This window comes from Phaeodactylibacter xiamenensis (assembly GCF_965229835.1).
Lineage (GTDB): Bacteria > Bacteroidota > Bacteroidia > Chitinophagales > Saprospiraceae > Phaeodactylibacter > Phaeodactylibacter xiamenensis.
Genome location: NZ_OZ245931.1, coordinates 7,349,075 through 7,372,717, shown reverse-complemented (window position 1 = coordinate 7,372,717; position 23,643 = coordinate 7,349,075). Strand labels below are relative to the sequence as shown.

The following is a 23,643-nucleotide window of genomic DNA, read 5'->3' as shown; positions in this document are numbered from 1 at the left end:
TACAGGGAGCTCTGATCAATTATTTAAATTAGATACATAGGCTGCTACCTTTTTGAAAACAAAGTAATTGGCTGTAAATCATAAAAAAGACTACTTTTGCCTACTAATCAGGTGGAATTTATAATGACTAAATCTTCAAAAATCAGATTTAAGATCAATTCAAGGCAGCTGCTTCTGTTGTATAGCTTTGGGCTAAGCTTATTTTTGTCTTCCTGCGTTACGCATGATGAACTACTTAACTTTAATAGAGGCCCTGAATTCCCAACAGCTCCGGAAGCTATCCAAAACCTGCCTCAACTCACGATACAACCGGACGACCTGCTCTCTATCCGGATAAAAGCACTCGACCCAATTGCGGCGATGCCTTTTAATATTGACCCGGAGGGCATGAATATGCAAATGATGGGGGGAGGAGGTATGCGCCCCTTAATTGGCTATCTTGTTGACCGGGAAGGGGCGATTGATATGCCCATACTTGGAGAAATTAAGGTATTGGGGAGAACAACGGACGAAGTACGGCAGGTTGTACTGGAAAAGCTGGAACCATTTTTGAATAATCCAGTCGTTTCCGTACGATTTTTGAACTTTAGAATTACAGTTTTAGGTGAAGTTTTACAACCAGGCACTTTTTTCGTAGCTAATGAAAGAGTAACTGTTTTGGACATGCTGGGACAAGCCGGCGATATTACCCCCTATGGTAACCGGACCAACATTCTGGTTATCCGGGAAGAAGATGGGCAGCGCGAGTTTGGCAGACTGAATATACAGGAACGGGACATTTTTAAGTCCCCTTATTTTTACCTTCAGCAGAATGATGTGATTTATGTGGAGCCTTTAGAGGTACGAACGGCTTCTATTCGTGATCAATCAACACGGATTCTGCCATGGCTATCGGCGATTACGGCGCTTACCACTCTTGCGCTAACCCTTAGTAATATATAATTTTGAACAGTAACCAAAATATAAATAACTCTGATTTAATTCTCTCCGAGCCCTACGGAGGCGACACTATCGATGTACGCGAACTCCTCTTTGCTTTCCTTCGGAATTGGTATTGGATTGGGCTCTGTGTGGTCACTGGTTTTTTCTTAGCAAGATTGTATTTAAGGTATACCGTACCAATCTATCAGGCAAATGGAACAATTTTAATCAAAGAAGAAGAAAGCAGTGGGTTGTCTGAAGAAGCGGTACTACAGGAAATTGGCATACTGAAACCTAGTAGCAATATCGAGAATGAGATACAAATTCTCAAGTCACGTACGCTAATGCGCGAAGTGATGGCAGAACTGGGACTAAATGTAGAATATGTGGGCTTGGGGAGGTTAAGGAATTCCGATCTGTATTTGAACTCCCCTATAGTTTTAGATTCTGTGCATTGGAATGAAGGTGAAAGGCAAGCTACGCTGGATATTGAAATCAATAGCTCAGAATCCTACACACTCCTTGACGTGGAAAACGAGATCGAAAGCTCATATACTTTTGATGAACCTCTAACCCTTGAGAAAGATACCTTTTGGTTGCGGTACGTCCCCTATCAAAGCAGTGCTAATCGTATTCAAATCAATATTGGCGTAAGTCCAAAGCGTTACCTGAAACCACTACAAGTTAAAACGGTCGATGATTACTCTAGTGTTTTGAATCTGCAAATTGAAGACCCCGTGCCTCAAAAGGCAATTGATATTCTGAATAAACTAGTTGAAGTTTACAATCAGGCAGCTATTGATGATAAGAATCAGGTAGCGAAGAAGACGCTTAAATTTATTGATGATCGACTGCGGTTGCTAACCATAGAACTGAGTAATGTAGAGGGAGGACTTGAGCAGTACAAGGAAAGAAATGAGATCCCTACAGAAGCCGCTACGACAGTAAATATAGTTCTCGAAGAAATTGGTCAGTATGATAATACCCTGACTCAAAAGCAAATCCGTCTAGAGCTCCTTAAGGCGGTTGAGGACATACTCAGTGGTGGGGATGTGACTCAGTACGAATTAATACCCGCTAATATCGTCCTTGAAGATGCTGGGGGGGTGGATGCTCAAATACAACGGTATAATGAATTACTATTAGACCGGGAACGGTTGATGCGGGCTGCAGGGGCGGATAACCCGCAACTTATTGCGCTCAATCAACAGTTGGCAGGCATGCGGAATAACATTGTACAGAGTGTACAGGCGGTACGAGAAAACCTGGAGCTCTCAATTAGAGAAACCCAACGCAAGCTTAAAGAATTGCAGCAACGGATTAATAAAGTGCCACGACAGGAAAGAGAATTGTTGGAAATTAAGCGGCAGCAGAATATTAAAGAAGCGTTATTTCTCTTTTTATTGCAGAAGAAAGAGGAGACAGCGCTCTCCGCTGCCATTACAGTGCCTAATGCCCGTGTAATTGACCCGGCAATTTCTGGTGGTGGTCCAGTTTCCCCAAATGCCATGCGTATTTATACGCTAGGGCTTATACTGGGCTTTGCACTTCCTATTGGGCTGATATTTATATGGGAATTATTGGATAATAAAATTTATAGCGAGGCAGACATCAAACGTTTCACCCAAACACCAGTACTTGGGGCTATTGCACAGAGCAAAGGTCAAAACCCAATTGTGGTAAAACCGAATAGCCGCTCAGGGATTGCGGAGATGTTCCGATTACTTAGAACCAATCTGAATTATATTGGGCAGGGACAATCTAAACAGGTAATACTAATAACATCTGGTATGAGTGGGGATGGAAAGACGTTTATCGCTGTTAACTTGGGAATTTCTTTGTCCCTGACTGGTAAGCGAGTCGTTGTTTTGGGTATGGATTTACGCAAGCCAAAGCTGTCTAAGTATCTAACCCAACAATCCGACTACGAAGGGGAAGGGGTTACTAATTATCTAGTCTCTAACATCGAATTAGAAAGTATAATCCGACCTACTGAAATTAATGAGAACCTTTTCTTTATTCCAAGTGGTCCGGTACCGCCAAACCCATCAGAACTATTGAGTGGTAGTAAGACGACTGAGCTATTTAAATATTTGAAGCAACAATTTGATTATATTGTAATCGATACAGCACCGGTTGGATTGGTAGCGGACGCATTCCTACTAGAACCTTACACAGATATTTCACTTTTTTCTATTCGTTATGGAAAAACGCCTCAGCAAGTTTTAGGTGGGCTTGAGGAAATGCGTAAAGACAAAAAGCTAAAAAATCCATCAATTGTATTGAACGGCGTGAAAGAGGGCAAAGGGTATGGGTATGGGTATGGGTATGGGTATGGGTATGGGTATGGGTATGGGTATTATGAAGATGATGACAACCCTAAAAGAACAGGGAGAACTCTAAATATTTTCAACAAGTAAACTCTCATGACTTAGATTCATTAATAAAGGTTTTGATCTTGCAAAACATCATAATTTGTGCCAGATCAAAACCTGCCATGCAACATAGTAAAAAACGACCAAGATTCTAATGCAGAAAAGCCGCGATTTAGTTAGTACATTTCCTTACTCTATTCTATAGCAGCTTCGAAAGTAAAGATTTACTAAGGAACTGGTGAAAAAGTAATATAACGAATATACAAAATTTGCGTTAACAAACTATATTGTCATCCTTGAATATGTGTGTTCTTCAGACAAAAAGTATTTACACTTTACCGTCTAAAGTTTTACACTTATGGTAGCTAACTTCTAAAAGTGTATAGTCATCAAAATTTTTCTGACTTATCTTCTAAAACACTCTCGTTAACAATATTGCTATTTTGGTACAATTTTTAACCGTAAAATTTCCTTATCTCCAGTATTTCCACGCCCATCTGGGCTATCGTATGTATCTACTTTTAGTGGTAAGTATAGCTGTAGGCGTTATGGATGGTTTAGGCTTAGCTATGTTCCTTCCTCTTCTAGAGTTATTGACAGATCAAAATGATATCGCAAGTACAGAGAAGATGGGTAACCTAGCTTTCATATTAAACAGTCTAAATTATTTAGGTCTAAAACTAACGCTCAACGTAGTACTTGTAACTATGTTTATCTTCTTTACATGTAAAGGTTTAGCCATGTATTTCCAACAATATCTAACTGCTTCATATCAACAGTTTTTTATTCGAAATATCCGAGTAGAAAATATTGATGCATTAGCAGCATATAGCTATTATGCTTTTGTCAAGGAAGATGTTGGTCTTATACAAAATACTCTAAGTGGTGAGGTACAAAGGGTTATGTCAGGCTTTCAAAAATATACAGCGATACTAAAGCTATTTATTCTGGTCTTAACTTATGCAAGTCTTGCCTTTTTAGCCAATCCTGAATTTGCTGTATTAGTATTGATAGGAGGATGGGTTTCTAATTTCATCTTTTCTTATCTATATAAAAAAACAAAGTCTCTATCAAGTGAATTAGTGAAGAGCAATCATGGTTTTCAAGGGTTACTAATACAAGAAGTCGCTTTTTTTAAATATCTTAAATCTACAGCAAGTATAGAAAAATACGCTTTAAAACTTAAAGAAAGAGTCTATGAGATCGAAAAAGCAATGCGTACAATTGGTATTCTTGATGGAATAATGCGTGGATTACGTGAACCACTTATGATAGGCATAGTGGTACTTGTCATAATCATTCAAGTCAATTATTTAGGGGGAAGTTTATCTACTATTATTCTCAGTTTGTTATTTTTTTATAGATGCCTTACTTCCGTGATGACATTACAATCCAATTACAATCAGTTCTTATCAGTATCTGGATCACTAGAAAATATGACGGTATTTATAAATAAATTAAAAAAACACCAAGAGGTATTTGGAAAAACCCCTTTTCAAGGTCTTGATAAAGCTCTTAAGCTTAACAAAGTTTCATTTATGTATGATGAAGGGATAGATATTCTTAAAGATATTGATCTGATCATTAATAAAAATGAAACAATTGCTTTTGTGGGTGAAAGTGGTTCAGGTAAAACCACTCTAATGAATATTCTAATTGGTCTTTTAAAACCCACAACTGGTATGTTTTTTCTTGACGAGACAGACAGTCTGCAAATTGACATAACTACCTATCAAAAACGGATTGGATATATTACACAAGATCCCGTAATATTTGATGACACTATTTACAACAATGTTTCATTCTGGGCAGAGAAAACGCCTGAAAATCGTTTACGATTTGAGGAAGCTTTGAAGAAAGCTAGTATCTTGGATTTTATGTTGGCACAACCAAAAAGAGAAGATACCAGATTGGGAAATAATGGAATTAACCTGAGCGGCGGACAGAAACAACGCATCTCTATAGCTCGTGAACTATACAAAGAAGTAGAATTCCTGTTCATGGATGAGGCAACTTCTGCTCTAGACTCCGCAACAGAAAAGGAAATCCAAACAAATATTGACACTTTGAAAGGCAATTACACTATTTTGATAATAGCTCACAGACTATCGACAATTAAGAATGCAGATCGAGTAGTCGTTTTGAATAAAGGGCGAATAGAGAGGATTGGCAGTTATAAGCAGCTAGTCAAAGAGTCCAAAGCTTTCCAGCGGATGATTGCGTTGCAAGAAGTCTAAAATTTACATTTAATCGAATTGAAAATGAAAACCAAAATATTAGACTGTACCCTTAGAGACGGTGGCTATTATACTAATTGGGATTTCCCAGAATCCGTCGTGCAAAACTACCTTGAAGCCTTTAACCATATTCCTATTGAGTTTTTAGAAATTGGTTATCGCTCTGTACCCATGAAGTCCTACATGGGAGAATTTTTTTATTGTCCTCCGTCATTAGTTCAAAAAATAAAGTCTGTATCGAATAAAAAGCTCGCAATTTTAATAGATGAAAAAAACACTACTCCTAAAGATGCAGAAAAGTTATTAGAACCAGTCAGAAGTATGGTAGATATGGTTCGTGTTGCAATAAATCCCAAAAACATTAATCGTGCCCTTCATTTAGGCGAGAGCATCAAGAAGCTAGGATTTGCACTTAGCTTCAATGTAATGTACATGTCAACTTGGAAAAATAACAAAGCATTTCTAGAATCAGCATCTGATATTGATGATCTTTTAGATTACTTCTACATGGTAGATTCGTTTGGTGGTGTATATCCTGAAGAAGTAAAAAATAGCATTCATTTTTTGCGCTCTAAGACTTCGGTAAAACTAGGTTTCCACTCTCATAATAATTTAGAGATGGCTTTCTCAAATACACTAACGGCTATTGAACACGATATCGATATAGTGGATGCCACAATTACAGGGATGGGGCGCGGGGCAGGTAACTTGAAGACAGAACTCCTCTTGACTGCTCTCAATGCACAGAATAAAATAGACTTCCCTTTCAACGAATTGAGTAAAGTAGTTGATACTTTTTCAGAGCTACAAAAAGAATACCAATGGGGTACAAACTTACCCTACATGGTTTCGGGAGCTAATTCCCTTCCACAAAAGGATGTGATGAGCTGGGTCAGCAAGCGCTACTATTCTTTTAACAGTATTATTCGCGCACTTCAAAATTTGTCAAAGGGACAGGAAGATAACGAAAAACTCCAAACATTTAGACCAAAGAAAAAGGTTAAAAATGCCCTAATTGTTGGTGGAGGTTCATCCGTAAGTCAACATTCTAAGGCTATAGCTGAATACTTAAATCGCAATCCGGATATTTTAATTATCCATGCCAGCTCTAAGAATGCCATGATTTTTAAGCATTTGAAAAATCCTCAATATTTCTGCTTGGTAGGCAATGAGGGCTACAGGATGGAAGATGTATTCCATGGCACACTACCTAATAACACTGTTTGTATTTTGCCGCCTTATCCAAGAGTAATGGGGACCTATATACCTAGTTCTCTTAAGCATAATGCGAAAGAGATAGCAAAAAATACATTCACAGACAAATACATTGACTCACACACAGCTATTGCGCTCCAAGCAGCACTGGACTTAAAAGTAAAGCACCTCTATTTAGCTGGTTATGATGGCTATGCTTCGGAAGAGCTGACAATAAAAACACAAGAGCTAACCGAAGAGAATAAGTTTTTGTTTTCTTGTTTTATGACTTCATTTAAAGGTGAAATTGTCGCCCTCACTCCAACTGTATATATCGATAATGTGGTTTCAATTTATTCCCTACTTTGATGAAATTCCTTACCGTAATACCCGCAAGAATGCAATCTACCAGGTTGCCAGGTAAACCATTACTAAATTTGATGGGTAAAAGCATGTTGGAAAGAACTTATAATAGATGTCTGTTAGCAGTTCCTTCTGACCAACTAATTATTGCTACTGATCACCTTGAAATTGAAAACCATTGCAAATTAATGGGCATGAATGTTATCATGACTTCTACTGAATGTATGACCGGTACAGACAGAGTAGCCGAAGTAGCAACAAAGATTGATGCAGATATATACATCAATGTACAAGGTGACGAACCTTTAATGAATCCAGCAGACATTAGAGCCACTATTAGGGCAGCGCAAAAATACCCTGGTGAAATCATAAATGGTTATGCCTCAATTGACGAAGCTGATTACATCAATTCTCATACTCCTAAGGTTGTATTTTCAAAAGACAATAGCTTATTATATATGTCTAGAAGCAGTATTCCGGGTAATAAAAAACAATCTTTTACTAAGGCTTGGCGTCAGGTATGTGTATATGCCTTTCCGAAAGTGACCCTAAAAACATTTGCAGCCCAAACGGAAAAAACACCGCTGGAATCAATTGAAGATATTGAGTTACTTCGATTTATTGAATTAGGTATACCAGTAAGAATGATCCCACTTTCAACAACTTCTATACCTGTAGACACTCCTGAAGATCTAGATAAAGTTATGATTGAGCTAAAAAAACTTGAAAATGTATAATAATATTCAGGTCATCTTCTGGGATTTTGACGGAGTGATACTGAATTCTAATTCGGTTCGTGACTATGGCTTTAGAGAGGTATTGAAAAAATTTCCAGAAAAACAAGTTCAGCAGCTCATTACGTATCATATTCTTAATGGAGGGTTATCTAGGTATGTCAAGTTCCGTTACTTTTTTGAGGTGATTAGAAAAGAAGCTATCACAAAAAGACAAGTACAAGACTTATCAGCTCACTTTTCAGATATCATGTTGAAGAGACTTATCGATCCCTCTTTATTAATTAAAGAAACGAATAATTTTATTAGACAAAATAACAATAACTATGCTATGCACATCGTTTCTGGTTCAGATCAAAAAGAATTGCGTACTATCTGCAAAGAACTGAATATCGACCAGTATTTCAAGTCTATACACGGCTCTCCTAAGCCAAAAATTGAATGGATTAAAGAATTGCTCAATATACATCAATATTCTGTTGATCATTGTGTCTTAATTGGTGACTCCACGAATGACAAAGAGGCTGCTATTGGAAACAACATTAAATTTCAAGGGTATAATAATCCTATACTTGAAAAGGGAAGCGAAACTTATTTCATTTTTGACCCTCTCTCCCTTTAAATCATTTCATGAAAAACATCTTACTTGTACTTAACATGTCTCCAGGTGAACTCGACTGGATAATTCCGATTCTAGACATCGCCAAGACTCAATACCATATTAGAATTACCGTTATTTACGACAAAAAAAGTATTTATCAAAATCTAAAAAAAAACTACCATCTAAAAAAGAACTTAACGGATATTGTAGATAAAGAAATAGTATTTGATAAATTCCCTTCTTTATTTTATCGCGTTGTCTGGATGTTACCTTATAAACCTCTAAAGAAATGGTATAATCTTGTCATAAATAGGCTATTCGGACAACGACTTATTAATGAGTTGCAAGCTTTGGGGTCAGATGTCACAGTACTATCTGAATCTGGAACAGATACACTATCTTATAAAATTGTAAAAAAAGTCTTTCCTGATTTCTACTATGTCCGCTTTCCTCATTCCTTTTTCATAAATGGAAATAAAAAAGATGGGAGACCAATTCATGTTCAGAAGAAAGTTAACTACGATAAAATGTTAGTAGCGTCTGAACATGATGTAGGGTTTTACGCTCTAAAGCACCCGGTAGACAACATCGAGGTTGTTGGTTATCCTTTTTTAGAAAAGGTATGGCTGGAGAAATTTGTAAAAGATGCTGAGGAAGAAAGTGAGCAATCTGCGATGCTGCTTTTGAGCAGAAATATACACCCCGTAAATCTAAAGAAAAGTTCATACGACTATCTGATAAATTCTACAATCGAATGTGCGCGACAGCTAGGCATGAAACTGATCGTTAAACCCCATCCAAGAGAAAAAAAATCATATTTACTAAAACGATTAAACCGAGCTAATGGACTAGCATATGAAATATCCTATGCTCACCCATTAATATTAGCAAAAAGGGCCCGGCTGATAGTTGCACTGAATACTTCAGCATGTATATTACCTTTAGCTCTTGATAAACTAGTAATTGATTTTTGGTTAGGGAACGAAGGTAATCACGTCGTTGGTCGGCGTATTTTTAAAGAGCTTGGATTAGTCGTCTCTGTTGATACTAAGGAAGATTTACTTCTGCAAGCAGAATCAATCATTAATAACAACTTCGATAAAGAACAAATCCTTAGTAATTATAAAGAACACGTGCGTTTTGAACCCAAACCATCTTCAAAAGCTATCAAGCTTATCCATGATGGTATGATGTTTAAAAACCAAACAAAGCAAACATGAATTTGAAAGATAAATCAATCCTAATTACAGGAGGAACTGGCTCATTAGGTAAAGCCCTCGCGAAGCACTTATTAACTAAATATCCTCAACTTAAAAAATTGGTTATCCTATCTCGTGATGAGCAAAAGCAATATCATATGGCGATGGAGTTTGAGGAATATAAAAAACAAATTAGATTTTTCATTGGTGATGTCAGGGACAAAGCAAGGCTAGTCAGAGCATGTAAAGATATTGACTACGTTATCCACGCAGCAGCAATGAAGCATGTTCCAATTGCAGAATATAATCCTGAAGAATGTGTAAAAACTAATATTGACGGCGCTAGAAATGTTATCGATGCTTGCTTGGAAACAGGGGTTGAAAAAGTAATTGCCCTATCGACAGATAAAGCTGCTGCTCCTGTAAATTTATATGGCGCTACAAAACTTGCATCAGACAAGCTTTTTGTAGCTGCAAATAACATCACTGGATGGAACCCAATAAAATTTAGTGTTGTTCGATATGGTAATGTAATGGGGTCTAACGGTTCTGTAATTCCGTTCTTTCTAAATAAAAGGAATGAAGGAACTCTTCCTATCACCGATCCAGAAATGACTCGGTTCAATATCAGTCTAAAAGGAGGAGTAGCGATGATTATGCATGCTCTGGAGCATGCTTGGGGCGGAGAGATTTTTATACCTAAAATCCCTTCCTACCGAATTACAGATGTGGCAGAAGCTATAGGACCTCAATGTGATAAACCAATCATAGGTATTCGCCCTGGTGAAAAGATTCATGAGGAAATGATTACTTCTTCGGACTCTTATAATACCTACGATCTTGGTAAGTATTATACCATTCTTCCTTCTAGACATAAATGGGTCTTATCGGACTACATTGCTCATTTCAATGCGAAGAAAGTTGAATTAGGCTTCAGGTATAACTCTGGAGAAAACACAGAATGGGAAACCGTTGAAAGCCTAAGGTCACTAATTAAAGAATATATAGACCCTACATTTGAAGTATAATGGAGAATACAATACCATATGGTCGGCAATACATTTCAGATGAGGATATCGAAGCCGTAGTTAACACGCTTCGTGCGGATTATCTTACTCAAGGTCCACGTATACCCGAATTTGAAGCAGCTTTTGCGGAGTATGTAGGTGCAGAATACGCGGTGGCAGTCGCTAATGGAACAGCTGCATTACACCTTTGTACTTTGGCACTTAATGTGCAAGCAGGGGACAAAGTTATTACCTCGCCCATCACATTTGCAGCCTCTGCTAATTGTGTCAGCTATTGCGGCGGTGAAGTAGTCTTTGCAGATATTGACCCTGATACTTACCTATTGGATATTACGGCAGTTAGAAGACTCTTGGAATCAGCTGAATCTAGAGCTTATAAAGGTATCATACCCGTAGATTTTGCCGGCAGAGCGGTGAACATGGAAAGCTTCCGTAATTTGGCTGATGAATATGACCTTTGGATAATAGAAGATAGCTGCCATGCCCCAGGAGGTTACTTCATGGACAACAATGGCGTAGAGCAATATTGTGGAAATGGCAAATTTGCCGATTTAGCTATTTTTTCTTTCCATCCAGTAAAACATATCGCTGCCGGTGAAGGTGGAATGATTACAACTAATGACAGAGTACTTTATGAGAAGCTCAATGTCTTAAGAACGCATGGAATCACAAAAGATAGTACTCAGTTCACTAATGACCTTTCCTTTGCTGCCGGAATAGACTCGTCCATTACGCAGCTCAAAAGCTATCCAAATTGGTATATGGAGATGCAGAGCTTAGGCTATAATTATCGTCTTACTGATTTTCAAGCGGCATTAGGAAATAGCCAATTAAGCCGTGCGGCTCAAGGTATGCACCGTCGCAAAGAAATTGCTCAGCGCTATCAGCAGGCTTTCGAGAATGCTCCTTTCGTGATCAGACAAAGCGGGGTCATCATAGGTCATGCCTATCACCTCTATGTACTTGAAGTGAAAGATCGACTAGGTTTATATAACCATTTGCAATCAAATAAAATTTATACTCAAATTCATTACATCCCTTGCCATATGATGCCTTATTACCGAAATAAAGGTTGGCACGAAGGGGATTTACCGTACGCTGAGAACTATTATAAGCACTGTATTTCAATCCCTATTTTCCCTACCCTATCCGAAATAGACCAAGAGCGTGTTATCGAAACCATCTGGGACTACTACGAACTTAGGTGCTGAGATATATGAAAAAATTCTTAAATTAATAGAGTTTATTAAAGCTGGCTCTGAGAGCAACTCAACGCGTACGCGCGTACAAAATCAGGGTGAATAAACTCTAATATAAGACTTAGATCAAAGTGATTATACGAGGTGCCAAATCTGAATTAATCCGATTAATTCGTAAACAACTAGACTTTTTTTTAATAACCACTAATGAGATGAAAGTGGTTGAAGCATTACTTGATGAGGTACTAGACGAACTTTCGTATTGTTTTTCTCATAGTACGAACAAGTATTACATACGGGGGAATGAAGTATATTTCAATCCTTTTCATTCTTCTCAATATTGTATTTTTCTCTATAAGCTTGCTAATTCAGCTTTCTACAGAATAGAAAATAAGTCTATAGCCACTAAAATATATCTTTTAAACAAGATGCTTCATAGCTGCGATCTATTCTATGAAATTAAACTACCAAAAGTATTTTTCTTAGACCATCCTTTAGGAGCTGTACTTGGCAAAGCTACTTACGGTACTCATTTTTCGTTTCGCCAAGGATGTACGGTAGGTAACAACAAGGGAATTTTCCCAGTTATCGGAGACCATGTGAAAATGTGGTCAAATAGTAAAATTTTAGGGAATTGCCAGATTGGAGATAATGTCATTATTTCCAGTGGTTCGTATATCAAAGATCAAAACATCCCAGATAATACGATTGTCTTCGGGCGTAGTCCTAATATTATTCTAAAAGAAAATAAACAATCAGGAGTTACGTCCTAACATCTTCTTTTAATGACTAGTACATTATTTATTAGTGGATTATTCAGATCAGGCACCACCTTTCTTGCTCGTGCCTTGAATAGCCATGCTGAAATGTGTGTGCTTTCCGATCCTCATCGTGTGTTTTTTAAATATGTACGAAATAAGTTTTATACTAGTAGACTAGGTGAGTATAACTCTAATCAACCGCTAGATGATTACTTTTTAAAGGACGTCGCTCTACGCAATGATTTCCATCATAGTTGGACATCTATTCCCTTTACCTCCGACGAGGTGGAAGCCTTAAAGCCTATTCTTATTAAAGGAGCTGCCGCATTTTCACCAAGAATTGGGCACAATTTAGATAAACTGCAGGCAGGTTCTGCAATAGAAGTTTATAATCAGTTGATTCAACTTGCCGCAGAGGCATATCAAGCTAAGGCAAGTGATCTGATTGGCACGAAAGAGGTTTGGACAGACGAATTTCTACCTACACTGGTAGCGCAGAACCGAAAATGTTTGCAAGTAGTCCGTGACCCTAGAGCAGTGATAGCTTCCAATAGGAAAAGTGCGACTGGAGCTTATCCCATTTTGTTCTTAATTAGGCAATGGCGAAAAAGTGTGGCATCTTATCACCTTATGGAAGACCATCCATCACATCTACTGATGAAATATGAAGACTTGGTAAGTAATCCAAGGCAAAGCTTTGAACGTATTACTAATTTTTTAGGGCTTCCTTTTGATTCAAATCTTTTGTCCCCATCTACCTATAAAGATGGTTCCGGTGCTTCTTGGCAGCAGAATTCATCCTATGGGACTTCGAAGCAGATTAATAGTCAGTATTTAGATAAATGGAAAACAATCCTTAGCCAAGACGAGTTGCGCATGATTGAATGGTTCTGCTTGCCGGAAATGCGCACTATGCGTTATAACCCTTCAATAGAACTTCATTCATTTCCCAGAAAAGAAGACCTCTACATAGAGCACTACCCTACAGAAGCAGAATGGATAAAGGAGTTTGATTTTCGTCTTAACCCCGTTGTATTAGAAGAGGAATATAAGCGTTACCAATTGCTTAAAGAGAATAGCAATCTCGATGAAGCCGATATTAATCTATACTTCTTGAATGTTCGAGCCTATAATGCATTAAAGAATGTCATTTAGTTACCAAATCATAGAAGAACTATACTTTACGAATAGGAATTTCTGTTCTGATGACTATGATAAAGTGCTGGCTCAAATCCTAGGTTATTTACCTGGTGCTAAAGTTCACAGATATACTTCAACTGAAGCACTAAATGGCTGGGAAATTCATCCAAAATGGAACCTAAAAAGTGCCAGCATACGAAAGGACGGTGAGTTGATATTTGATGGCACTGCTCACCCTTTGAACGTTATTGGGCTGTCAGCACCGTTTTCAGGAAAAATAATTGGGCAAGATTTAAAAAAACACCTTCATTATAAGACTATAAGTCCCCTTGAAAAAGAAGCCATCCCTTTTCATTTTCGACAGTTTTATCAACCTTGGAATCGAGATTGGGGGTTTTGTGTCACCATGTCCTTTTACGAAAGTATAGCCGATAAGGATGAATATACTGTGGAAATTGCCACAGAAGAATCTGAAGGATATTTAGATATACTGGAGTTTGATATTAAAGGACAGAGTGAACTTACCTTTTGTTTTGTAGCCCACCTTGATCACCCTGGAATGGCGAATGATGATCTAGCTGGCTGTGCTGTGGGGATCGAGTTTTTCAAAAAACTAGCTGAGACAAATACTAAATACAGCTATAAGCTGCTGATCCTACAAGAAATCATTGGCTCTGTATATTACCTTGAAAACTTAGAGCCATCCGTTAAACGCAATTTATTTTCAGGCATGTTTCTGGAAATGCTAGGTAGTGATGGACCACTAAAGCTTCAACGAAGTTTTAGTGACAATCTAATCGATCCAATAGCGGAAACGCTCCTTTTGAGCCAGTCTTCAGGTGACGATATACAGAAAGTTTATGACTTCAGGTCGCTCATTGGAAATGATGAGATTGTATTTGAATCTTATGATATCCCAATGTGTAGTCTATCTAGGTTTCCTTATCCACAATACCATACCTCACTGGATAACATGGACATTATAAGTGCGGAAAGTCTGGATGAAAGCGTAGTCTTTCTTCAAAATTTGATCGAACAAATCGAAGAAGTGACCGTTATTAACAAGCAAATTAAAGGCTTGTTTGCATTAAGTAATCCTAAGTACAATTTATACGTTGATGTAGCTACCGCAGGCGAACATGCGGTAGGATTGAGGAGGTTAATGGACTTTGTATTTTTTATGCGGAAGCCATATAGTTTGAAAGAACTTTCTAAAAGATTCGAACTACCATTATCGGTAACTTTAGATTATCTGAAGAAATGCGAAGCAAAAGGATTGGTTACGATAGAATAAAATATGAGACTAGCTATAATTCCTGCTAGGGGCGGCAGTAAGCGTATACCCCGAAAAAACATCAAACTGTTCTTGGGTAAGCCGATTATTGTTTATTCTATTCAGGTAGCTCTTAATAGTGGACTATTTGATGAGGTGATGGTTTCTACGGATGAGGACGAGACAGCTCAGATCGCAAAACAATATGGAGCTAAAGTTCCGTTCAGGCGATCTGCAAAAAATGCTGATGATCATGCCGGAACTATGGATGTAATCTTAGAAGTCATTGACGAGTATATGGGACGAGGCATTGATTTTGACTATATCTGTTGTCTTTACCCAACAGCACCATTAGTACTCACTGAACATTTAAATGAGGGGCTAGCTTTGCTAGAAAGTACGCCTGATTTGCATTTTGTCTTTCCAGTTGCTCAATTTAGCTATCCCATCTGGAGAAGTCTTAAACGCGATGCAAATGGGGTGACGGTAATGAATTGGCCTGAACATCTCAACTCCAGATCACAAGACCTACCATCAGCCTATCATGATGCGGGTCAATGGTATTGGATGCGAAAAGAGGCTGTTGGAAAGCCCTTCTTTGGAGAAAAATCCAAATCAATAGTGCTTTCTGATGAGTATGTTCAAGATATAGACAACCTTAGTGATTGGAATATTGCTGCTTTAAAATATGAGTACTTACAAAGTATTAAGTAGCCAGTCGTACGTATCTGATCCTTATCGTATTGTCCCTATACGTATGGAAGATCGGTATGACATCATGAAATGGCGAAATGAGCAAATATATCATTTGCGTCAAGATAAAGTATTAACGAAGGAGAGCCAAGATTACTATTTTAGTAATGTGGTAAGTACCTTATTTGATCAGGATTTTCCTAGTCAAATTCTTTTTTCCTATTTGGACGAACAACGTTGCATTGGATATGGCGGACTAGTGCATATCAATTGGATGGATCGAAATGCCGAAATATCCTTCATCATCGATACAAAATTGGAAAAACATGCTTTTCATCATCACTGGTCTAAGTATTTAGCTCTAATTGAAAAAGTTGGTTTTGAAGACTTAAAGTTGCATAAGCTTTATGTCTACGCTTTTGATCTTCGTCCGCACCTTTATGAAGCATTAGAATATAACAATTATTTTATGGATGCGCGCCTTAAAGACCACTGCCTTCTTGACGGTACATATACAGATATTGTTATTCACGCTAAAATAAATCCTACTGTATGGAGGTAGGTATATTGGCTAGTGGTAATCTAGGGTATGAACTATTACAAAAAGTAGTATCCAAGTATAATGTGGTGGCTATTCTTACAGATGCTAAGTCCGAATTAATTGTTGCTCTAGCAAGGGAATATGCGATTGACTGTTTTATTGGCAATCCCAGAAAAGGAAAAGCAAGCTCTTTTATTCGCAAGCATAAAATAGAAGTCTTAGTATCTATCAACTATCTTTTTTTAATTGAAAAAGATTTAATTAATTGGCCTAAGGCATTGGCTTTCAATATACATGGTTCTTTATTGCCTAAATATAGAGGACGTACGCCACACGTATGGGCGATCATTAATAATGAAAAAGTGACTGGTATTACTGCCCATGTTATTGATGAAGGATGTGATACTGGAGCTATTATTGAGCAGGTCCCTATTCCAATTCTACCTAGTGACACAGGCGCTGATATGCTGAAGAAATATACTGAGCAGTATCCTGTGATAATAGATAAGGTGCTGACCCAGATTAGCAACAATCGCCTATCCTTGACAGAACAAGATTCCGAGCGGGCTACTTATTTTGGTAAACGTGCCCCTGATGATGGTCAAATAAACTGGGATTGGCAGCGAGAACGTGTAATTAATTGGGTACGAGCTCAAGCAGCCCCTTATCCAGGAGCATTCAGTTGGATAAAAGCAGAGAAGGTAATCATTGACCAAGTACTTCTTGATGACTATGGCTTTCATCAAGAAACGCCTAATGGCACCATACTTACGCTTGATCCTTTAAGAGTGAAAACGCCTAATGGCGTATTACAAATAACAAAAATTAGACCTACGCTGACTATATTACAAGTCGGAACGCAATTACAGTGATATGAAGATCGAAAACTTTTATTTAAACAAGGATAGTAAAGTATTTATAGTAGCTGAGCTTTCAGCCAATCATAACGGTAGTCTGGATACGGCACTTGAGACAGTGCGTGCGGCCAAGCGAGCCGGAGCAAATGCGATAAAACTTCAAACTTACACTGCTGACACCTTGACTATTAAGAGTGAAAAAGATGATTTCATCATTAAGTCCGGATCCATTTGGGATGGAAAATCTTACTATGAACTTTACGAAAGTGCCTATACCCCTTGGGAATGGCACCAAGCATTATATGATTGTGCTAAAGAAGAAGGGCTGATCTGTTTTTCTTCCCCATTTGATACTACTGCAGTGGATTTCTTAGAAACCCTTGGTACGCCAGTTTATAAAGTAGCTTCCTTTGAAATTACAGATATTCCTCTGATAGAATATATCGCATCCAAACAGAAGCCAATTATTCTTTCAACCGGCATTGCCAGTTTAGAAGACATTGAATTGGCGTTAGATGCTTGCAGGAAAGTTGATAATAATGATATCGCTTTGTTAAAATGTACCTCTAGCTACCCTGCCCCTATTGCAGAAGCCAATATGATTATGGCTCAGGATTTCGCAGAGCGATTTGACGTAATACCTGGCTTATCCGATCATACCATAGGTAGTACAGTACCAGTAGTAGCCACTGTTCTGGGGGCAAAAATTATAGAAAAGCATTTCATTCTTGATCGCTCCATTGGTGGTCCTGATGCATCATTCTCTATGAATGAAAAGGAATTTACAGAAATGGTAAAAGCCGTACGCGAGGCAGAACTCGCCATTGGAAAAGTAGATTACACCCCAACTCAAAAGCAAATTGATAGCCGAAACTTCAGTCGCTCGCTTTATGTAGTGGAAGATATTAAAGCTGGTGAAACGATTAACGAAGAAAATGTGAGAAGTATACGTCCAGGGCATGGGATGCATCCTAAAGAGTTAAAAAATATAATTGGGAAAAAGGTTAAACAAGATTTAGAGAAAGGGAGTCGAATGAGTTGGGATTTGATAGAGAGCTGAAGCATATAAAATATTGAAAAGGCAGTTATTTGAAGAAACTTTGATAGGCAAACCTAAAGGTGGGATTGCAAAAATAAAATCAATAAAAAATCTCCCTAGGTCTCAGGATAATGAGTTCCAAAATGACACCAACAGCGTAAAGAAACAGCAGTTCTCAATTTAAATACCATTCCGATAATGAGCGCGTCTGTCTAACTTTACGGGATGGAAAAAGTAGTAAGCAAAGAATCATTGAGCTGCTTTGACAGCCTTTATCACGGAGTGATTTCCCGTTTGCTTGACCGCATGGAGGACAGCCGCGCCGAAAATGCGAGCTATAGCATGAGCGATGCCCTGAAAAGCGGCTTCGCCATTTACTCGCTGAAGTGTACGTCTTTGTTCTCCTTCCGTAAGCGAAGCCAGGCCGAAGACAGCAATCTTGCCACGGTTTACGGTATTGGTCGCATACCCACGAACAACGCCCTGCGCAACATATTGGACAAGGCCAAGCCTGATAAGCTCAGACAAGGGTTCCATGACTTATTCAAGCGCGTGCGCAAAATCGGGGTGCTCGACAAGGGCGAAGCCGCTGGAAAATTGAGAATGAGACGTTCAATACACTCAAGAACCAGTCTTACAATTTCGAGCATAACTTTGGCCATGGGCAGGAAAACCTGTGTACCATTTTTGCCTACCTGATGATGCTGGCATTTTATGTGGACCAAATCCAGCAAAGCAGTTGCCGCTACTTTAGGATAGTCCTCCGAGAGCTAAAGACCAGAGCAAAGCTATGGGAAAGCATCCAGGCGGTGTTCAAAATCCTGCCCAGAGAAAATATGGCACAGGTGCTTCTCTCCGTGGCCGAAATGTATCAGATCAAACTGGAGTAATTTTCAAATTGAGAATTGCTGCTAACACACTATAATGAGTAATGTAGAACCCGCATATAAAGAAGAAAACTTCGTTTTCAAGAGACCTCCTAGGATATTGGAGCTAGCCTCGACTTTAACGCCCTTGCTTAATGAACTGCACGATGTGTCATATTCTGCTAGTTATTGGCTTGCCACTTTACATAGACACCTCACAGCCTGTATTAACAGACGCCCCTATTTAGAGCAAGAAAATGGTAATGAAAAATATGGGACTTTTGGCTATTCCAAGTTCCATCCGCTCCCTGAAAAAGTGATGCGGAAACAGACATTGCTATATATTCTTAAAGCCCTGAGATATAGGAGCAATTTCAAAAAGAATCTTAAATTACTTGGGCGGCACGATCATATCCTATTGGGTGACCGGGCTCAGAAGTTAGCTTACTATAAAGAAGGCGTTGTAATGCCTGCCTTATATCCTGTCTCTGTTTTATTTTCTGGTGTCAATAGGAAAAAGAGAAAAAAGCTGGAAGTCATTGCGAACCGGCATAATAGTAGATACATAAGAAATTGTTTGTTATCTACTCCTAAAATATATGTAGAGTACTACGATGCCATCATCAAAAGCATACCTGTTATATCACCTGAGTCCAAAACATTTCATTTTGAGCATTTGGAGTCTTTCTACTCTGAGTTTTTAGTAGCTCTATATCGAGAAAAGGGCGCTAAAGTGGTAAGGTATCAGACTGGCGGATTCATGGGAGAACTACAATACAGCCCCAACGAAGTATTCTATGCTCAAATAGATGAACTAAGAACCTACGGTTGGAAAAATCATCCTAAAGATTTTCCGGATAAGCCATTCCGCTTGATAGAATATCTAGAAAACTGGAAAAAACACCGTCCGGCTTCCGGTATATTTGATTATAAAATATTAATAGTCATGGCCATGGCGGTCACGGAACAGTCGAAGGATTCATACAATCATTTTTTCGAACATTTTTTCACATCTATCCCTGATGACATTAAGGAAAAAGTCCTTGTTCGACCGCTACCTAAGTATCGCTTCATGGACAATTCAAAACAGGCTAGGGTACTAAATATACCATTTGATATACAGTTAGATAAAGGAGATAAGCCTATGGTACAAGTTGCCTCCCAAGCCGAATTGATAGTGCTTACTGGCATTCCTTCCACTACTTTCCTAGAGTGTCTCTATGCAGGTCAACCCGTGATCACCTTAAATACCAATACAGCGCCTTCAGAGTTGTTTAGTAGCTACATTCCTGATCTTACCCGTTTAGGAATACTACATAATGACGTTGAATCGCTTATTGATAAGGTTTTAGGATTAGAAGACATTAATTCTTGGTGGAAAGATGTTGAAAGTGATAAAAGGTTCATTGCTTTTTTAAAGCATTTTTGCGGAAAGGAGGTATAATAGAGGTTCAAAGTGAATCCATTTGGTTAATAAATGTAAGTGCAAGAACTTTATCCTCAAAAGATGGATCAGTTACAAGCACTATTTATCGAATCGCTAGGTCTTGAATATCCGTTTAATTTGGCTAGCGTAGACCGGCAAGTGAAAGATAAAAAGACATCTAGCATCACGTTCACGATTGAAGTTGATAGCTCCTATCGACCAAGCAAATTTCATACGAAGCATTCCTCTTATGAAAAATGCTGGCAGCACCTGAGTTTGTTTCAGTATCCCTGTTATATTAAAGCCGATCTACCTGTTTTCAAGGATAGCCGAACCGGGAAAATAGCAGTGATTGATGTTCCCTGGGCTCGTAAAGGAAGTGGTTTTACGCTGCTATTTGAACAAGAGGTCTTAGCATTGCTCCGCTTAACGAATTGCAAGAAAACAACCGCTGCCTTTTTCAATATTTACCCTCAACGAGTCCGTACTATCTATGATAATTACACGCTGGACAGATACGAACAACGAGAAGCTCAAGTAGCCCAAAAAGTTGGCCTTGATGAAACTTCTACCAGGAAAGGGCATACCTACATCAGCCTATTTGTCAATTTAGAAAATGGACAAATCCTTGATATTCAGGATGGCCGGTCATCTGAAGCTGTTACCGAATACGTCAATCAACTCCGTCTTTCGGGTAAGTCAGTTGATACGATTGAAGAGTTTTCAATAGATATGTCCCCTGCTTTTATCTCAGGAGTGAAGACTCATTTTTCAGATGCTCGAATTACTTTTGACCGCTTCCATGTAGTTCAACTTATCAATCGGTATTTTAAGCCACTATGGAAGTCAAAAAAAGTCGATAAGCAGCTGTTAGCTTATCACATAGAAGAGCTCGACCAACTATGGATACAGCCCAATTGCCAAGAGGCTGCTGCTTTCTTGTCTTATTGGGTAGGCCGAACCAAGGATTTATTCAATATGGACCGCCTTTGCAAATCCATTTACAAACATTTTCAGGGTATCATTAACTTCGTCGAATCCAAAGTCACCAATGGATTACTCGAAGGAATGAACTCGAAAATCCAGTTTATCAAAAGAGCCGCAAGAGGCTATCGATATACTGATAATTTCAAACGAATGATCTTATTTGCCTTTGGGGCTCTTTAGCTCATTGACCAAATGAAATCATTTTGTACCATAATAGAGTTGTTGAGGCATAATTGAACTATAATCAATGATTAGTTTTCTTAAAAAGTGGCGTTTTAATAATTTCTAAAGTCAAAACTATAGATCCTAAGAAAATTATAACTGATAATCAAAGAGTTATATCTCAATAACTCTGACATACTCAAGCCATTAAAATCATTCAGGAATAATCAAATTACCGAATTTCAAAAGGAGTCCAATCGCTGGGGTAGTTCAATACGTGCAGAAGCCGAAGATGCTATTGACGGAATCAAACGATAACGGTCAACATTTGAGAGGGTCAGAAAATTCTTAACCTATCGAGCAGATCAAACTTTGCAAGTGACCGCTAGCCTCCAAACTTAAGAGTCAGTTTGAGAGACTGTTACAGCGTAAAATCCTCGTATGTGCGCGAATTTGTCAACTTTTAATATAGGGTCTACCCTGAAATTGAAGCCACATCAAGAATGTAGAGGGCTAGAAGTATTAAAAAGGGCATGAAAAACCCGGAAAAAGCCAAAAAAGACCTATTTTCCGGGTCGAATTTTGTTTTGCGTCCACAAGATAACCCAATTTTGTTTTGCAGTTACATTTTTTCCGCCCCAATTTGGGGTACAGCCATGACTCAGCGCACCCACCTTGGGCAGCTGCACAGCAGGCTGCCAATAGCCGAATTGGCAGCATTGCTGCCGGAGTCCGAAAATAGCACAGGGGCTAAGCCCTGGTTTGACAACTACGGCAAGGTCGCCTTGCAATTCCTAAAAGCCTATGAAGGCTGCAGCGATGCTAAGCTGCTGGAACATATCAATACAGACTGGTCGATGCAGTTATTTTGTGGTATCCGCTTGGGCAAGAGCGAATGGATCAAAGACAAAGACATTATCTGGAAAGCCCGCAGCTTCGTGGCTAAACACCTCGCCATAGAACAGGCCCAGCCTATACTGGGCAGGCATTGGAAGCCCTGGATGGGCAACCTGAGCCGTGGTATGTGCGACGCGACTTGTTATGAGTCCTATATCCGCTACCCAACAGACGTAAAACTGCTGTGGCAGAGCGCTGAATGGCTGCATGAGCGCATTGCGCTGATATCGAAGGAACTGGGGCAGCCCCGCCCGCGCAGCAAGTACAATGAACAGCGCAAAAAGCAAATGGCTTATTCGCGCCGTCGGCGCAAGCCCTATGAGCTGGAGCGCCGTAGGCGGAGGCAGCTCCTGCACTTGTGCGCTAAACTGCTGGGCCAACTAGCTTTGCTCTTTGAGCAGTACCGTGCGGCGGGCCAGCGGGAGCTGTGCGATGAGGCTGTCATGGAGCGCTACGGCACAATTGCTCAGGTCTATGCCCAGCAGCAGTGGCACTATGACAACCCTGGCGAGCCTGTACCTGAGCGGATCGTAAGCCTGCACAAGCCTTACATCCGCCCGATCGTGCGGGGCAAGGAGAACAGCCGCACAGAGTTCGGTGCCAAGGTAAACACCTGGCAGGCTGGCGGGCTGAACTTCATAGAGCACTTCAGCTTCGAAGCTTTCCACGAAAGGGTGAGGCTCAAAGAAGCCATTGCCTTCCACCGCAAGCACTTTGGGCAGCTGGACAAACTGGCCGCAGACGCGATATACGCCACGAACGACAACCGCTCGTACTGCTCGGATGAAGGCATTCGCACAAACTTCAAGCCTAAAAGCCGCCGTACATCGGATGCACAGATGCGCAAGGAAGAAGACCAGCAGCCGGCGCAGTTTGGCAAAGCGCGGTCAACAGAACTGGAAGGGAGCTATGGCAATGACAAAAACCACTACGGCTTGCGGAAGATCAAAGCCCGCAATGAGCATACCGAAATAACATGGATCTTCTTTGGGATGATGACGGCTAATGCGATGAAAGTGGCAAGGCGCAAGCATAAAAAGCTCAGCCGCAGCAGGAAGGCCCGCGCTGCTTAGGGCAACAGTATGATTAAGCCAAGGGCGGACAAGACATCTTGCATTCTAAGGAAGTAGCCTGAGGATGCCCTTAACCT

Annotated in this window: 19 protein-coding genes and 1 pseudogene; all 20 read left to right on the top strand. The window is 39.4% G+C overall.

Annotated elements, in window-relative coordinates:
- Window positions 1-123 precede the first annotated feature (123 nt).
- The 20 genes and pseudogenes from ACO08I_RS28345 (at window position 124) to ACO08I_RS28250 (ending at window position 23,566) form a co-directional block, all read left to right on the top strand.
- Window positions 124-942 (top strand): polysaccharide biosynthesis/export family protein, encoded by an 819-nt coding sequence (locus ACO08I_RS28345; RefSeq protein WP_421947846.1) that lies wholly within the window; start codon window positions 124-126, stop codon window positions 940-942.
- 2 nt (window positions 943-944) lie between these two features.
- Complete coding sequence (locus ACO08I_RS28340; RefSeq protein WP_421947845.1) at window positions 945-3,341, top strand: GumC family protein; 2,397 nt, start codon at window positions 945-947, stop codon at window positions 3,339-3,341.
- Between the two features lie 398 nt (window positions 3,342-3,739).
- Window positions 3,740-5,533 carry an ABC transporter ATP-binding protein gene (locus ACO08I_RS28335; protein ID WP_421947844.1) on the top strand — a complete coding sequence of 598 codons (1,794 nt, stop codon included), beginning with the start codon at window positions 3,740-3,742 and terminating at the stop codon, window positions 5,531-5,533.
- Between the two features lie 24 nt (window positions 5,534-5,557).
- Window positions 5,558-7,096 carry an aldolase catalytic domain-containing protein gene (locus ACO08I_RS28330; RefSeq protein WP_421947843.1) on the top strand — a complete coding sequence of 513 codons (1,539 nt, stop codon included), beginning with the start codon at window positions 5,558-5,560 and terminating at the stop codon, window positions 7,094-7,096.
- Window positions 7,096-7,827 (top strand): 3-deoxy-manno-octulosonate cytidylyltransferase, encoded by a 732-nt coding sequence (locus ACO08I_RS28325; RefSeq protein WP_421947842.1) that lies wholly within the window; start codon window positions 7,096-7,098, stop codon window positions 7,825-7,827. Before ACO08I_RS28330 ends, ACO08I_RS28325 begins: the two co-directional genes overlap by 1 nt.
- Window positions 7,820-8,446 carry an HAD family hydrolase gene (locus ACO08I_RS28320; RefSeq protein ID WP_421947841.1) on the top strand — a complete coding sequence of 209 codons (627 nt, stop codon included), beginning with the start codon at window positions 7,820-7,822 and terminating at the stop codon, window positions 8,444-8,446. Before ACO08I_RS28325 ends, ACO08I_RS28320 begins: the two co-directional genes overlap by 8 nt.
- Window positions 8,447-8,454: 8 nt before the next feature.
- Window positions 8,455-9,645, top strand: coding sequence for a hypothetical protein (locus ACO08I_RS28315; protein ID WP_421947840.1), 1,191 nt, complete (start codon window positions 8,455-8,457; stop codon window positions 9,643-9,645).
- The gene (gene pseB / locus ACO08I_RS28310; protein ID WP_421947839.1) at window positions 9,642-10,652 is read left to right on the top strand and encodes a UDP-N-acetylglucosamine 4,6-dehydratase (inverting); all 1,011 of its coding nucleotides are present in this window, start codon (window positions 9,642-9,644) and stop codon (window positions 10,650-10,652) included. The genes ACO08I_RS28315 and pseB overlap by 4 nt, the downstream gene beginning before the upstream one ends.
- Window positions 10,652-11,863 (top strand): UDP-4-amino-4,6-dideoxy-N-acetyl-beta-L-altrosamine transaminase, encoded by a 1,212-nt coding sequence (gene pseC / locus ACO08I_RS28305; RefSeq protein WP_421947838.1) that lies wholly within the window; start codon window positions 10,652-10,654, stop codon window positions 11,861-11,863. Before pseB ends, pseC begins: the two co-directional genes overlap by 1 nt.
- Before the next feature lie 200 nt (window positions 11,864-12,063).
- Window positions 12,064-12,624: a transferase gene (locus ACO08I_RS28300; protein WP_421947837.1), complete on the top strand. Its 561-nt coding sequence runs from the start codon at window positions 12,064-12,066 to the stop codon at window positions 12,622-12,624.
- Window positions 12,625-12,636: 12 nt separating this feature from the next.
- Complete coding sequence (locus ACO08I_RS28295; RefSeq protein ID WP_421947836.1) at window positions 12,637-13,767, top strand: sulfotransferase; 1,131 nt, start codon at window positions 12,637-12,639, stop codon at window positions 13,765-13,767.
- On the top strand, window positions 13,757-15,046 hold the full coding sequence (locus ACO08I_RS28290; RefSeq protein ID WP_421947835.1) for a DUF4910 domain-containing protein: 1,290 nt from the start codon (window positions 13,757-13,759) through the stop codon (window positions 15,044-15,046). Before ACO08I_RS28295 ends, ACO08I_RS28290 begins: the two co-directional genes overlap by 11 nt.
- A gap of 3 nt (window positions 15,047-15,049) precedes the next feature.
- Window positions 15,050-15,739 carry a pseudaminic acid cytidylyltransferase gene (pseF, locus tag ACO08I_RS28285; RefSeq protein ID WP_421947834.1) on the top strand — a complete coding sequence of 230 codons (690 nt, stop codon included), beginning with the start codon at window positions 15,050-15,052 and terminating at the stop codon, window positions 15,737-15,739.
- Complete coding sequence (locus ACO08I_RS28280) at window positions 15,714-16,280, top strand: GNAT family N-acetyltransferase (RefSeq protein ID WP_421947833.1); 567 nt, start codon at window positions 15,714-15,716, stop codon at window positions 16,278-16,280. Before pseF ends, ACO08I_RS28280 begins: the two co-directional genes overlap by 26 nt.
- A complete protein-coding gene (locus ACO08I_RS28275) occupies window positions 16,271-17,131 on the top strand; it encodes a methionyl-tRNA formyltransferase (RefSeq protein WP_421947832.1) in 861 nt (286 codons plus the stop codon). The genes ACO08I_RS28280 and ACO08I_RS28275 overlap by 10 nt, the downstream gene beginning before the upstream one ends.
- Window position 17,132: 1 nt before the next feature.
- On the top strand, window positions 17,133-18,176 hold the full coding sequence (gene pseI, locus ACO08I_RS28270; RefSeq protein ID WP_421947831.1) for a pseudaminic acid synthase: 1,044 nt from the start codon (window positions 17,133-17,135) through the stop codon (window positions 18,174-18,176).
- Window positions 18,177-18,727: 551 nt separating this feature from the next.
- Window positions 18,728-19,045: pseudogene (locus tag ACO08I_RS28265) on the top strand (transposase); the annotation flags it as partial.
- Between the two features lie 34 nt (window positions 19,046-19,079).
- Entirely contained in the window at window positions 19,080-20,465 is a 1,386-nt protein-coding gene (locus tag ACO08I_RS28260; protein WP_421947830.1) for a hypothetical protein, read from the top strand.
- Window positions 20,466-20,528: 63 nt separating this feature from the next.
- Window positions 20,529-21,614: a transposase gene (locus tag ACO08I_RS28255; RefSeq protein WP_421947829.1), complete on the top strand. Its 1,086-nt coding sequence runs from the start codon at window positions 20,529-20,531 to the stop codon at window positions 21,612-21,614.
- 638 nt (window positions 21,615-22,252) lie between these two features.
- Complete coding sequence (locus ACO08I_RS28250) at window positions 22,253-23,566, top strand: DDE transposase (RefSeq protein WP_421947818.1); 1,314 nt, start codon at window positions 22,253-22,255, stop codon at window positions 23,564-23,566.
- Window positions 23,567-23,643 lie beyond the last annotated feature (77 nt).